The sequence below is a fragment of the Thermosynechococcus sp. genome, assembly GCF_025999095.1.
Taxonomy (GTDB): Bacteria; Cyanobacteriota; Cyanobacteriia; order Thermosynechococcales; family Thermosynechococcaceae; genus Thermosynechococcus.
Window position 1 is genome coordinate 141,720 of the sequence record NZ_AP024678.1, and the last position, 13,602, is coordinate 155,321.

14 protein-coding genes are annotated in these 13,602 nt (G+C 55.7%); 5 read left to right on the plus strand and 9 right to left on the minus strand.

Annotated features, from left to right (window positions below):
• Window positions 1-54: 54 nt before the first annotated feature.
• From csaB to recN, 5 genes are all read right to left on the minus strand, one after another.
• Window positions 55-963, minus strand: a complete 909-nt coding sequence (gene csaB, locus Q0W94_RS00715; RefSeq protein WP_297759863.1) for a polysaccharide pyruvyl transferase CsaB — start codon at window positions 961-963, stop codon at window positions 55-57.
• Complete coding sequence (locus tag Q0W94_RS00720) at window positions 960-1,655, minus strand: sirohydrochlorin chelatase (RefSeq protein WP_297759865.1); 696 nt, start codon at window positions 1,653-1,655, stop codon at window positions 960-962. The genes csaB and Q0W94_RS00720 overlap by 4 nt, the downstream gene beginning before the upstream one ends.
• Entirely contained in the window at window positions 1,652-2,920 is a 1,269-nt protein-coding gene (gene hisS, locus Q0W94_RS00725) for a histidine--tRNA ligase (RefSeq protein WP_297759867.1), read from the minus strand. The genes Q0W94_RS00720 and hisS overlap by 4 nt, the downstream gene beginning before the upstream one ends.
• A gap of 63 nt (window positions 2,921-2,983) precedes the next feature.
• Entirely contained in the window at window positions 2,984-3,298 is a 315-nt protein-coding gene (locus Q0W94_RS00730; RefSeq protein ID WP_297759870.1) for a resolvase, read from the minus strand.
• A gap of 116 nt (window positions 3,299-3,414) precedes the next feature.
• Window positions 3,415-5,133: a DNA repair protein RecN gene (recN, locus tag Q0W94_RS00735; RefSeq protein ID WP_297759872.1), complete on the minus strand. Its 1,719-nt coding sequence runs from the start codon at window positions 5,131-5,133 to the stop codon at window positions 3,415-3,417.
• 153 nt (window positions 5,134-5,286) lie between these two features.
• On the opposite strand from recN, the gene crtR reads away from it, so the two are divergent.
• From crtR to Q0W94_RS00750, 3 genes are read left to right on the plus strand one after another with little or no spacing between them, the layout of a single operon-like run.
• Window positions 5,287-6,171 (plus strand): beta-carotene hydroxylase, encoded by an 885-nt coding sequence (crtR, locus tag Q0W94_RS00740; RefSeq protein ID WP_399372432.1) that lies wholly within the window; start codon window positions 5,287-5,289, stop codon window positions 6,169-6,171.
• 14 nt (window positions 6,172-6,185) lie between these two features.
• A complete protein-coding gene (locus Q0W94_RS00745) occupies window positions 6,186-7,145 on the plus strand; it encodes an ABC transporter ATP-binding protein (RefSeq protein ID WP_297759876.1) in 960 nt (319 codons plus the stop codon).
• A 44-nt stretch (window positions 7,146-7,189) separates the two neighbouring features.
• Window positions 7,190-8,428, plus strand: a complete 1,239-nt coding sequence (locus Q0W94_RS00750; protein WP_297759877.1) for an endo-1,4-beta-xylanase — start codon at window positions 7,190-7,192, stop codon at window positions 8,426-8,428.
• A gap of 2 nt (window positions 8,429-8,430) precedes the next feature.
• On the opposite strand, the gene Q0W94_RS00755 is transcribed toward Q0W94_RS00750, so the two are convergent.
• Window positions 8,431-9,267: a hypothetical protein gene (locus tag Q0W94_RS00755; RefSeq protein ID WP_297759879.1), complete on the minus strand. Its 837-nt coding sequence runs from the start codon at window positions 9,265-9,267 to the stop codon at window positions 8,431-8,433.
• A 26-nt stretch (window positions 9,268-9,293) separates the two neighbouring features.
• Window positions 9,294-10,172: a hypothetical protein gene (locus Q0W94_RS00760; protein WP_297759881.1), complete on the minus strand. Its 879-nt coding sequence runs from the start codon at window positions 10,170-10,172 to the stop codon at window positions 9,294-9,296.
• Between the two features lie 85 nt (window positions 10,173-10,257).
• Between Q0W94_RS00760 and sufC the strand changes: the two genes are divergently transcribed.
• Both sufC and sufD read left to right on the plus strand, forming a co-directional pair.
• Window positions 10,258-11,040 (plus strand): Fe-S cluster assembly ATPase SufC, encoded by a 783-nt coding sequence (gene sufC / locus Q0W94_RS00765; RefSeq protein WP_297759883.1) that lies wholly within the window; start codon window positions 10,258-10,260, stop codon window positions 11,038-11,040.
• A complete protein-coding gene (sufD, locus tag Q0W94_RS00770; RefSeq protein WP_297759885.1) occupies window positions 11,037-12,335 on the plus strand; it encodes a Fe-S cluster assembly protein SufD in 1,299 nt (432 codons plus the stop codon). Before sufC ends, sufD begins: the two co-directional genes overlap by 4 nt.
• On the opposite strand, the gene Q0W94_RS00775 is transcribed toward sufD, so the two are convergent.
• The gene (locus Q0W94_RS00775; RefSeq protein WP_297759886.1) at window positions 12,315-12,857 is read right to left on the minus strand and encodes a PepSY domain-containing protein; all 543 of its coding nucleotides are present in this window, start codon (window positions 12,855-12,857) and stop codon (window positions 12,315-12,317) included. The two genes, sufD and Q0W94_RS00775, sit on opposite strands and share 21 nt — an antisense overlap.
• Before the next feature lie 23 nt (window positions 12,858-12,880).
• Window positions 12,881-13,555 carry a Fe2+-dependent dioxygenase gene (locus Q0W94_RS00780; RefSeq protein ID WP_297759888.1) on the minus strand — a complete coding sequence of 225 codons (675 nt, stop codon included), beginning with the start codon at window positions 13,553-13,555 and terminating at the stop codon, window positions 12,881-12,883.
• Between the last annotated feature and the right edge of the window lie 47 nt (window positions 13,556-13,602).

A 13,602-nucleotide genomic window follows, 5' to 3' on the forward strand; every position in this document is an offset into this window, starting at 1 on the left:
CTGGGCACGGGGGCGGAGAAGGTGTGTTGCCATTGGTGGATCAAGGCAGTGGGGTCAGGCGGGCAAGGCTGCCAGCTCAACCCCAGCCATACCCGTATCGGCCATGAGGTAGCGGACCTTGGGGTCGTAGCTGAGGGCAAAACAGGGACAGCCCACACTGGCGGCCATAATTAGCGCATGGAGGCGCATGGCGATCGCCCCCGCCGTTGCCGCCAAAATTCCCTTCATCTCGCGGGGATCCTCACAGGAGATCAGTTGGGTCTGATCGGGCAGCAGTGCCCCATAGAGATCCTCAGCCAAGGGCAAATCCTGTTGGCGCTGAAAGGGCAACAGCAAAAGCGACACCCCCGCCTCTTCCTGCCACCGCCGCAAGGCCATTTTCAGACGCTGCCAGCGATCGCTGGTGAGGTGCCGATGGGGACGCAAACACACCGCAATGGGCGCCCTCTCCTTGGGGAGCAACCCAGGCCGCGCCGACATCAGCCATACGGGATCGGCTCCCTGTTGATGGGGAATACCCCACTGCCGCAGGAGGGCCGCCGACCCGGAATCTCGCACCGTAACGGCCACACAACGGCGGAGCAGTTCCCGCATCCACCAGCGATAGAGGGGCGATCGCAGCGGTCCAATCCCCTGTGCCCAAGCAATTGTGCGACAGCCAAACCGCTGCGCTAGGGTCATCAAGCCAAGGTAATAGAGAGGACTGCGCCAACTTGTCACATCCTGAATTAGACTGCCGCCACCCCAAATAAAGGCGTGGCTCCGTTGCAGAGTACGCAGCACTGTTTGCCACTGCCGGCGATCGCAGGTGGCAACACCATAGCGGTTTGCCGTGGCCCTAGGATTGCCGCTGAGGACGACCGGTGAAACGTGGGGGGGCAACTGTTCGAGGAGCGTTGCCAACAGCGCCTCATCGCCGGTATTCCCATAGCCGTAGTAACCACAGAGAAAGACTTGACTCATACAACAGGCTCCACGCGCGGCGCTGCCTGAAGAATCCGGTGCAGAACGTTGATGAAGGAGGAGGTGGGTTGAATGGCCGGCACCAAGGAAACGGCGTGGTGGGGATACCTGAGCTGCAGCAGGGTGAGTTGGCTGTGCACCTGATCAAGGGTTTTGCCACCAAAAAGAAAGTAGCCATAAATTTTGCTACTGGTATACCCCTGCGCCAGCCGCGTCTCAATGGCATGGTCTAAACTTCCCGTTTGGGTCAGCAGGGCTGGATGCACACCACAGGTCTGACAGAGTTCCTCAAACCAAGGGAGGACTTCAGGCCGACGGCTGCCATGGCCAAGGAGAATATGGGCAACTTCATCGGCGATCGCCCGTTTTAACCAGGCTTGAAAGAGCGGCTGTGCCCCCAAGAAGGGGAGTAATTGAATGGGAAGCACCGACTCGGCTGCTGCGATCGCTAGGGGTAGATCCACGACCACATGGTTGCCCGGCAATAGAAAGAGGGGTAGGATCACCATCCCCTCCGCCCCCTGTGATTGGGCCTGCTGACTGAACTGGCGAATCTGCGCAGGCAGGGGTGCCCCTTCCAGGGTTCCCCAACTGAGGATGCCAAGGGGGGCGAGTTGCTGGCACAGGCATGCCATCGCCTGCGGCGGCTCGGGGGCAGGACTGCCGTGGCTAATGAGAAAGTAAGCCATCATGGGGGGGTCAGGAAGCGCGATCGCCAGTTTTCGCTCAAGAGTTCCTGTTGCGGTACCAAAACCTGCTCTCCAGAAGCTAACCACTTCACTTGGACGGTGCCATCCGTCGCTTCACTTTCACCAATCACTAGACACACCGTGGCACCCACGCGATCGGCGCGTTTCACCTGCTTGCCAAAGGCACTACCGCTGAGATCCACTTCGACGGTATAGCCTTGATGCCGCAGTTGCTGTGCCAAGATCAGGCCTTGACGTTCAGCAGCTTCGCCACGGGTCACCATATAGAGGTAGGGCTGATTGCGCGGTGGGAGAGGGCGATCGCGCAAAAGTAAAATCAGCCGTTCCAGTCCCATGGCCCAACCAATTGCCGGGGTGGGCGGGCCACCCAGTTCCTCCACAAGGTGATCGTAGCGACCACCGCCACAGACAGTTCCCTCATTCCCTAAACTGACATCCTGAAATTCAAAGGCAGTGTGGGTGTAGTAATCGAGACCACGCACAAGGGCAGGGTTAATCTGGTAGGCAATGCCCAGAGCCTGCAGGAGGGATTGGACTTGCTCAAAATGGGCGCGCGATCGCGCACTCAGATAATCCAAAAGCCGCGGCGCTTCCTTGACAATGGCTTGGGTGCGGGGGTCTTTGCTATCGAGAATCCTGAGAGGATTGCGGTGGAGGCGTTCTTGGGAATCGGGGTCTAACTCCGCTTTGTAGGGGGTGAGGTAATCCACCAAGGCTTGGCGATAGGCACTGCGATCCTCGCGATCGCCCACGGAGTTGAGCATCAGGGTTAACTCCTTTAGTCCCAGAGCCTGCAAAATATCCAAGGCCACCGCAATGACTTCGGCATCAGCACGGGGATCGGCACTCCCTAAAACCTCCACCCCCAACTGGTGAAACTGGCGGTAGCGACCGGATTGTGGCCGCTCATAGCGAAACATTGGCCCTAGGTACCACAGCCGTTGCACGCCCCCTTGGCTGTGGAGGCCATGCTCAATATAGGCGCGAACGACCCCCGCCGTGCCCTCTGGCCGCAGCGTCAGCGATCGTTGGGCGCGATCGCTAAAGGTGTACATCTCCTTACTGACAATATCGGTGGCTTCACCAATGCCCCGCTCAAACAGATGGGTTTGCTCAAAAATCGGAGTGCAAATTTCACGGTAGGCGGCGCGATCTAAAATCTGACGGGCAATGGCTTCTAAATACTGCCAATAGACCCGCTCAGCGGGCAAAATATCGCGAGTTCCCCGTGGTGCTTGCAAACCCATGTGTGGTCAATGTGCAAATGAAACAGACGTATTATACCTGCTTATACCTGCCTAGCTTCCTAGTCACTTCTCCAGCCGCTCTAAAATCTCGCGAATGTGCTTTAATTCCCCGAGAATTTCCTGGAGGAGATCGTCGGTGGGATTCGGAGGGATTGTTTTTAATTCCACTTGGAGGGTGGTCATCCCCATCACATCACGGGCAAAGCGAGCCACTTCATTGGGGTGAAACAGCAGCGGTTGACGACGGCTCTGGCGATGCTCTGGATTGAGGCGCTGGGGATCAAAGGGGGGATTAATTGTTTCATGACTAGTGTTGACATAACGATAAATAGACGCACGGGAGCGGCGGAGAGTTTGCTGCACCTGCTCAATGGTCATGAACTCATCCCCCCCTACAGGATAGAAAGAACGCAGCATTGAGGACAGTCAGACGGCAATGTTACGATCAATCTTACTTTACTGTAAGAAACTGTAAGAATATGGGCATTCCCGCGTTAAGTTTTCATGCTCATTTCCTCGGCGTTGGGCGGCAGGGAGCGTTGTTGCTGTGCCAACAGGCCACGGGCAAATGAGAGTGCCATAGCTGCGCAATCGCCCCCCGCTAAATCCGCAAGGGCCTCGACACGTGCCTTATCGGTTAAGTATTGCACATGAATTGCCGTTGTGGAGGTGCTGGGGTCAATATGCTTGTGAACCCAATAGTGATGATCAGCCGCCGCCGCAATCAAGGATTGATGGGTAACACACAACACCTGATGGGTTTGCCCCAATCGGCTTAAACTCTCGGCGATCGCCCCCGCAACACGGCCGGAGACGCCAACATCAATTTCATCGAAAATGAGCGTTTTCGGCGTTTGCTGTGTCGCCAAGCAGGTCTCCAACGCCAGTAAAAACCGACTCATTTCACCGCCAGAGGCAATCTCCCCCAGGGGTTGCAGGGGTTGGCCGGGGTTGGCACTCCAAAGAAAGCTAATTTCATCACTACCGCTACTACTGGCTTCTGTGGTTGTCAACTGCACCCTAAAACGCGCTTGGGGAAGCCCAAGGGGACACAGGTGGGCAAGGAGGTCCTGTTCGAGACGTTCTGCTGCCCCTTGCCGCAATTGGTGAAGCTGCTCACTCGCTTGCTCAAGAACTTGCCGCCGTTGGGCAACTTCGACTTCTAAGAACGCTTGGCTAGTGGAAGCATCCCTGAGGGCGGCTAATTCTGCTTGGATGCGATCGCGATAGGCAATGACACTGGCTAAATCGGGGCCATACTTGCGACACAGGCGTTGTAATTGGTGAATGCGGTGACCTATGGCGTCCAGCATGGCTGGGTCCCCATCGAGGCGATCGGCATAGCTGCGCAGTTGGCGTGCCGCTTCTTCAGTGTGGGCGATCGCCCCTTCTAACAATTCCCCAATGGGTTGAAGCGCTGGATCCCAGTCGGCAATGGATTGCAGCGCCCCTTGGGCTTGGGCCAGCAAGGTCACCACACTGGGTTCCCCGTCGTAGAGGAGGTGATAGGTCCGTTGGCTTTGGCTTTGCAGTTCCTGGATGTGGCTGAGGCGTTGATAGTCCTGTTGCAACTGGGTGAGTTCCTCAGGGTCTGCCAGGGCGGCACCCAGCAGTTCTTGGAGTTGAAAGTGGAGTAAATCGAGTCGCTGCAGTTGCTGCTTCTCCTGGGCGAGAAAGTCTTGCAATTCCTGTTGCCGTTGTTGCCATGCCCGATAGGCTTCTGCCACCCGCTGCCGCTGGGTCATTAGGGCCTCGCCGCCATAGCGATCAAGCCAATCCCGCTGTTGGGCAGCACTCGCCAGTTGCACCGCCTGTCCCTGAGCTGTGAGGTGCACAAGGTGGCGCCGCAGTTCCTGCAGTTGTTGCCGATTCACGAGCACACCATTGACTCGACTGCGACTGCGAAACGTCTCACCCTTGAGACTAAACTCGCGGCTACAAATCACCTCATCCCCTTCAGCATCAATTTCTAGGGTGGTCAGCCAGTCTCTCACTGGGGGGGTCAGGGTGAAACTAGCTTCGATACAGCCCTGCGCCGTTCCCGCTCGCACCTGGCCTGCTGAGAGCTTTCCCCCTAGGAGGGCATCAATGGCATCGAGGAGGATTGACTTTCCTGCCCCTGTTTCCCCGGTGAGGACATTGAACCCCCGCTGAAAGGTCACCTCTAGCTCCGCAACGAGAGCAAAGTTCTGAATCCGCAGCGTTTGTAGCATTGGGGCTCCACGAGAGCAACAGTTCTAGGGCAATCCTTGCGCAAAGGACAGTAACCCACTTTTGGGATCGTGCGACTTGATTTTGTACCGCCGATTGGCCTACATAGTAGAAGGTAACATTTTGCAACAATGTGAGGAGCGACCGCGCCGATGATCACGGAGGCAGCGATTCCGGCCACGGTTCCTAAGGAATTTTTAGGTCCCCCGGTGGGCTTTAATCCCACTCTAGTGATGTTTTTTGCCGCATTTGGGATCGCCATTCTATCCACTTGGGGCTACTTTCAAGGTCACTGGCCGGGCTGGGTCTCATTTGTGGCCAATATGTTAGCTTTGCACCTCATGGGTACAGTGATTCACGATGCCTCCCACAATGTTGCCCACAGCAATCGCATCATAAATGCCATTATGGGTCATGGCAGTGCCCTGATGTTGGGGTTCGTTTTCCCTGTCTTTACGCGGGTACACATGCAGCACCATGCCCATGTCAATGATCCCGAAAACGATCCCGACCATTACGTTTCCAAGGGGGGGCCGCTGTGGTTAATTGCCCCCCGCTTTTTCTACCACGAGATTTTCTTTTTTAAGCGGCGGCTTTGGCGCAAGTATGAACTGCTGGAGTGGTGCCTCAGTCGCCTGACGGTGGTGGGGATTGTGACCTTTGCGGCGCTCAATGGCTATTTAGACTACATTTTGAACTATTGGTTTTTACCGGCTGGGGTTGTGGGTTTGATGCTGGGGCTGTTTTTTGACTATTTTCCCCATCGTCCCCACACGGAGCGCGATCGCTGGCACAATGCGCGGGTCTATCCCAGTCGTCTCCTCAACATCCTCATTTTTGGCCAAAACTATCACCTGATCCATCACCTCTGGCCGAATATCCCTTGGTACAAGGTGCAGCCCGCCTACTACGCCGTCAAGCCTCTCCTCGATGCTCACGGCTGCAAACAAACCCTTGGTATATTGGAACCAGGGAATTTCCTGCCCTTTCTTTACGATGCCTTAGTGGGTTTGCATTTTCATCCTCCCCGTTCTTCCTGAGGTGACTCCCTGCTATGGTGATTAGCGCTGCCGGCGATCGCTCCCCTGTGGTGGCGGTTGAGAACCTAAAAAAATCCTACCGCACGGGTTTTTGGCTGCAGACAGTGCTCACACCCCTCAAGTCCGTCTCGCTGCAAGTCCAGCCAGGGGAAACCTTTGGCCTGCTGGGGCCCAATGGAGCGGGCAAGACCACCCTCTTAAAAATTCTCTTAGGGCTGGTGCGACCCAGTGCTGGCTCCGGTACCCTGCTGGGATACCCTTTGGGCGATCGCGCTGTGCGGCAGCGGATTGGCTACCTACCGGAAAATCCCTACTTCTACGACTATTTGACCGCTTGGGAGTTCCTAGAGTTTACGGCAGGCCTCTTTGGCCTCAGTGCCGCCACCCGCAGAGAACGTATTCCCCTGCTATTGGAAATGGTCGGCCTCAATCTCAAGGATGCCCGCAAAAAGCAAATGCGCCGCTATTCAAAGGGGATGGTGCAGCGGGTGGGATTGGCGCAAGCTCTAATTAACGATCCCGAAGTGGTCTTTTTGGACGAACCCATGTCGGGCCTCGACCCCCTTGGCCGCTACCAAATTCGCGAGATCATTCTTTCCCTAAAACAGCAGGGCAAAACAATTTTCTTCAATAGCCACGTGCTGGCGGATGTGGAAGCCATTTGCGATCGCGTGGGCATTTTGGCCCAGGGGGAACTGGTTTGCGCAGGGACGGTTGATGAACTCCTCGGCAGCAGCCAAGCCTACCATGTGGTGGGCAAAGGGGGCCATGTGGACGGCCTTCAGGAATGGCTCTATTCCCTAGAAATTCAGGGCGATCGCTGGCAAGGCGTGATCAAAATTCCCCTACAACGCTTCCTCGCTCTCGTTGAAGAAATGGGCGGCAAAATCCTACAACTGCGCCTGGCTCACCCCACCCTAGAAGAGTTTTTTGTGGAACAACTGCGGCAACGGGGGATTCAAGTGACCCATTAGGAATGCAACCCCTGTGAAATTCTCATCGCAAAAGGTCATCATCTATGCTGAACTGGCGCCGTTTTCTTCGGTTGAGTTGCCTAGTTGCTCTTTTAGTGGTTGCCTGTGGTACCTCTTCCTCTTCTGTGGCCACCGCTACCCTCAGCCAGAAAATTGAGCAGTTGCGACAGGCACCCCTGACCGTCGTCGTTGAGAATACCCAAGGTCGTCCGATTCCCAATGCCCGCATCGAACTGGCGCAGCAAAGCCACGCCTTCCCCTTTGGCGTTGCCCTCGATACGGAGATGTTTCGCCCCAGCCCACCCCCGGCTGCCCTTTGGTATAAGCAGACGGCTCAGGAAAACTTCAACGCGGCGGTTCATGAAAATGCCCTCAAGTGGTACCAGTTGGAACCAGAACAGGGCAAGCTGGACTTTACCATGGCTGACACCATTGTTAACTGGGTGCAGGCCCAGGGCTGGCCAATGCGGGGGCATACTCTCTTTTGGGAAGTGGAGCAGTTTAATCCCCCTTGGCTGAAAACACTGCCACCCGAGCAATTGCGCGCAGCAGTTCAAAACCATGCCATTACCGTCTGTCGCCACTATCGCGGTCGCATCAATGAGTTTGATGTCAACAACGAAATGCTCCATGGCAATTTTTTCCGCAGTCGCCTTGGTGAGGGCATTGTTAAGGAGATGTTTGACTGGTGTCGTGAGGGCAATCCCGAAGCCGTTCTTTATGTCAACGACTACGGCATTATTGAGGGCGATCGCTTGAACGACTATGTTGAGCAGATTCGCGGTTTCTTGGCGCAGGGGGTGCCCCTTGGCGGTATTGGTATTCAAGCCCATCTGGAATCTCCCTTGGATGAGGCCAAAATGCAGCGCGCCCTCGATACCCTTGCTCAGTTCAATCTGCCCTTAAAAATTACCGAAGTGAGTGTGAGCTTGCCCAATGAGCAACAGCAGGCCCAGACTCTGCGCCAGATTTACCGCCTTGGTTTTGCCCACCCCGCCGTCAAGGAAATTTTGCTTTGGGGCTTTTGGGCGGGGAACCATTGGCGTCCCCAGGCGGGACTCTATCGCCAAGACTTTTCTGCTAAGCCAGCGGCGATCGCCTACCGCAAGCTGCTCTTTGAGGACTGGTGGACTAGGGTGACCGGTCGAACCAATGCCCAAGGCCAATGGCAGGGCCGCGGCTACCTCGGTCGTTATCGCTTAACCGTTACCGCCCAGGGCCAAACCCAAACCCGCGAGTTTGAACTGCCCCAAGGGGGGGCCACTGTCACCGTGCGGCTATGAGCCTAGCCCCGCAGCGCCGCTGTCAAGAGGGAGAGCCAAGCCAAGGGGTTGCCGCCAGCGTAAATGTCCATGACCGCCTGAGCCAGTTGAGGGAGGGTGCGATGGCCGTAGAACCAAGGGGGTGTCACCGGTAACTGGAAAGGAACACGAACCACGGCTTTTTCGGGATAGTCAAAAAGGAAGCTATTGTGAACGACGCCGACCCCAGAACCAATGGCCGCTGGCCTATGGCCAGGAAAGGCGCCCCAGGGGGTACAGCCCAACCCATAGGCCAAGGAGACCCAGGCATTAATGGCAATGGAACCGTAGCGTAGTTGGGCGATCGCCCGCTCCAGCGCCTCTGCATGGCTGGCCTCAGTCCGTGGATCAATAATTAGACTACAGCCAAGGGTGCCCCAGAGCCGCTCATTGACAAAGGTCACCGCCGTGGCAAGGTAGGTAGGGGCATCATTGACGGGCAGTTGCACCTCTGCCAACAGACCACAAAAGACCTCTTCGCGGAAAATACGAGGATTCGCCGTCGGGGTGAGGCCTTCAATCAAGGTCCAAGGAATTGTGCCTTCCCCAGCCGGACTCAGTATCGTAGCTTGGGGATAATCCGCCAAAAACGACTCATAGCGAGCGATCGCCCCCGGATAGTAGGCAGGACGCGACGGAATCCCTTGCAGTTGTGCCTTCAGAGCGTTGAGGAATGCCTGGCGCTGCGGCCATTCCGCAGCCGTGACGAGGATTTGCGCCCCAATGCAGTTGAAGCTGGCATTATGAACAAGGGCACTGGCCACTTGGCGGGCTTGATACGCCAGCTCAGACTCTGTCCACTCCCCAGGGACCATCAGCAAGGGTGTGACATTTCCCAATTCTGCCGTTACGGGTTTGCCTCAGCTTGGGGCTGTTGGCGCGCCTTGCGAATGGCCTGCTCAGCCGCCGTTTCTCCCCAAACGAGACGATTGTAGGTATGGTGGGATCCCGTAATGTGAACGTGCTGCGTCAAGGGATGGTGGCAGAGGGCTTCACCTAGGGCGGCATCCCCTTCAACAATCTCAAGGAAACCCGCCTCAATCAGGGGGGCACAAACCTTACGAAAACAGTCCGTCAAGGGGGTCAAGAGGGGATTCATCTTCAGTAGTGCCACTCGATTGGCCACCACAAGTTGATAGAGGGCATCCGCCAAGCACAAGGATGTGATATTGCCTGCCCCCAGCACGACAGCGACCCCCGGTGGCGGTGGGTTACGGTAGGCACTGCCTTGAGTTGGGGGGTGATTGGGTTGGAGCCAAACTGCCGCTTTCACCCCAAACCAGAGTAAGCGCTCTTGCCAATTGCGCGGCAGAATCTCAGCGATCGCCTGACCGGTGGGGGCGGTTCGCCAGCGGGGTACGGGGGGAGTTGCCTCGTGACGCAGGGCATAGAGATAGTGATCCAGCTTGAGAATCAGTCCCAGAGGACCTGTTGTCCACTCTTCCCCTGCCCAGGCGCCTTGGGGATCAATTCCCTTAATTTGACAGGCTAGGGTAACCCACTCTGTGGCATGGCGGCGAGCCAGGGCCTTAACCGCTTTCAGATAGGGAATCCGCTGCCGCGGGGAGAGGGATTGCCAGCGGCTGGCCTGCTGGTGGAGGCGGTCAAGTTCGGGAATCGTGGCTGTGGAGAGTGCCATAGTGAGGTGGTTGGTTTTCTCCTGTGGACATTGTTTGTGGACATTGTTGAACAGCGGTGCCAGTTCTGGGCGGGCTGTTGTGATCAATGCTCTTGTGCCAAGAAACTCAATCGCGATCGCCCGCCCGCTGCGCTACATTAAAAAATTATGAACGATGCAGGGGAGGTAAGGCGTGATTCGTCCCGACAGCGAAGTCATTTTAGAAGTTAGAGAGTTAACGGCCAGTGTGGAGGACACCCCCATTCTCAAAGGGCTAAACTTGACGATTCGCGCGGGAGAAATTCATGCCATCATGGGACCCAATGGCTCCGGCAAAAGCACCTTCTCCAAAATTCTCGCGGGTCATCCCGACTACACGGTAACGGGTGGCGCAGTCCTCTACAAAGGCAAAAATCTCCTGGACTTGCCCCCTGAAGAGCGTGCCCGCGAAGGGGTCTTTTTGGCCTTTCAATACCCCCTTGAAATTCCGGGGGTGAGCAACCTTGACTTTTTGCGGGTAGCCTACAATGCCAAGCGGAAACACCAAGGCCTCGATGAACTGGATGCCTTTGATTTTGATGATTTGGTGCGGCAGAAAATTGAACTGGTGAAGCTAGATGAAGGCTTCCTCAATCGGGGGGTGAATGAGGGCTTCTCTGGCGGTGAGAAAAAGCGCAATGAAATTTTGCAAATGGCCCTGCTGGAACCAACCCTTGCCATCCTTGATGAAACGGACTCTGGGCTTGATATTGATGCCCTGCGCATTGTGGCCAACGGCGTCAATCAACTCACTCGCCCGGACAACTGCATTCTGCTCATTACCCACTATCAGCGGCTGTTGGACTATATCGTGCCCGACTATGTCCATGTCATGGAGGGAGGGCGCATTGTGCTCACGGGGCCGAAGGAACTGGCCCTAGAACTGGAAGCACGGGGCTATGACTGGGTTCGCGAAGAGGAGGTGGCTGCCTCATGACAATTACAGTCAATGCCAATTCCGATCAAGCGGATCTGCCCAAGGCCAGTTGCGCCAATGACCTCAATGACCTGTTGAACTTAGCCCCGCCCCTGCGCCACCCTGAGCTGGCAGTGCTACGCCAAACTGCCCGCGATCGCCTCCATGAGCAAACCTTGCCGACCCCCCGTGATGAGGATTGGCGCTTTACGGATTTATCGGTTTTACGGACGCGCTCCTTTGAACCGCCCCTTGCCCCCCTCAACCCTGAAATTGTTGCTGAGGTGCGGCATCTGCTGTGCGAACGCACTTTTCCAACCGCTGCCCAGCTGGTCCTGATTGATGGCTATTTCTGTGCTGAGCTATCGCAGGTAAAAGCCGCAGGGGTTGAGCTGTTACCGCCCACAGTGCCAGCGATCGCCCCCCCGGAGGTCTTCAGTGACCTCAATGCCGCCATGCTGGCAGAGCGGCTGTGTCTGCGCCTATCGGGACATCTCAGGGAGCCGGTGGAGGTCTTCTTTGTCAGTAGTCGGCAGCAGCAGAGTGTGGTCTCACCCCGCCTTACCGTTGAAGTGGCTGCCCACGGTCAAGGGACCCTGATTGAACGCTTTTTGTCCCTCAGCGGTGACCAACAGTTCACCAACACTGTGACGGAAATTTCCCTGGGTGCGGCTGCTTGCTTGCACCATGTGCGAATTCAACACCAATCGCCGACGGCGATTCACATTGGCTCTACAGCAGTGTGCCAAGCTCAAGACAGTGACTACGAGGGGCATGCCATTGATTTGGGGGGATGCTTGAGTCGCCATCATTGGCAGGTACAGATCCAAGGCAGTGGTAGCCAGACAATCTTGAAGGGGCTAGCGATCGCCATGGATGAGCAGATCGTAGACACCCACTCAGCAGTGCTCTTCCATGCTCCCCACAGCAGGAGTGCACAGATTCACAAGTGCATTCTTGGCGATCGCGCCCATGGTATTTTTAATGGTCGCGTCGTTGTGCCCCACGTGGCGCAACTCACGGACGCCAGCCAGCTCAATCGCACACTGCTGCTTTCCGACAAAGCCCGTGTCGATACCAAGCCGCAACTGGAAATTGTGGCTGATAACGTCAAGTGCTCCCACGGTGCCACCGTCAGTCAACTGGCCGCGGCGGACCTCTTTTACCTGCGCAGTCGCGGCCTTGATCAGCGCCAAGCACGGGATTTACTGGTGAAGGCCTTTGCCCTTGAGCAGCTCAGCGACATGACACCCGAGCCACTACGGGAGGAAATTGAGGAAGCACTGCTCGCCAAATTAGGCGGATCGCTGCCGTAACATCCGCCAGCCAGTGAAAAACATCAGGAGCAAAGCCGTACCCAGCAGCAAGACGTAGAGGGGTTTTAGGGCTGCGCCCAGATAGGCTCCTTCATGAATTTGTAATAAAATAGCCACCCTTTCTTTCGGCAACCCCAGCCAATAGCGACTCAAATGATACATCACTCCTGTGATGGCACTGATTAGCAATGGCAGAAGGAGAACCAAGGCGCCATATTGATGTATTACCCTTATATTCCTCTTGGCAGAAGAGAGGCCACGTTTTAGAAGCCGAGGATTAATTAACCTGAAGCCACTGGCAATCAAGACAACCACGGCCAAGCTGAGCAAGAGCATATAAATGCAACTAAACCATTCCCCCAGACAGCTACCCGTATGGATTGCCATCATAGCTCTACCAAAGTCCTTTGATAGATTGAACCAACTACGACCTAGACGATAGGCTAGCCCCGTAGAAACTGTTAGCCCTAAGGGTAAAAACAGAGCGATCGCTAGTTGACGATGTAGGTGACGGATGTTCATCTTAATCAAAATAACGCAGCAAATTAAATTTCAGCCCATTTCCGCAGCAAGTTAGAGTACACCTTGCACAGGAGATCAAACTCTACGGTCTTTCCCTGCTTTTCAAAAATGCTGTGGCGAACCGTATCTAACTCAAAGAGCAGTTCCCGCTCTAGGGGATCACGAATCAAACTTTGCACCCAGGCAACTGCCACCAGGCGCACCCCCTTACTCACTGCCTCCACGCGATGGAGAAAGATAGAAGGATAAACAATCATTGATCCCGCAGGTAGCTTAAAATACTGCTCTCCGAGGCTGGTGTCGAGAACCAATGCCCCTCCTTCGTAGGTCAAAGGATCAGTTAGAAAAATCGTTAGGGAAAGATCAGAGCGGCTCAATTGATCACCACTTCCCATCAGGGCATTGTCCATATGGGTACCGTAGGCCATGCCTGCCTCGTAGCGGCTAAACAGAAGGGGACCAATCATCTTGGGCTGGACATAGGTTTGAAAGAGCCGATTTCTCCCTAGGGCAGAGCGTACCATTTCCGAGGCAACTTGGTACTCCTCCCCCTCCTGCACCAGTTGTTGATTGTCTTTAACCCTTTTGGCATAAATCCCGGCAGTCCGTTTGCCGTTCTCAAACACCCCGGCTTGTAGGAGTGTATTTAGCTGGCTCAATTCCTGAGTGCTGAGTAATTGATCAATTTGCAGTAGCATAGGGTGCTTTTCTTGATGGGTATCCACAGGATAGTCATAGGACTGTT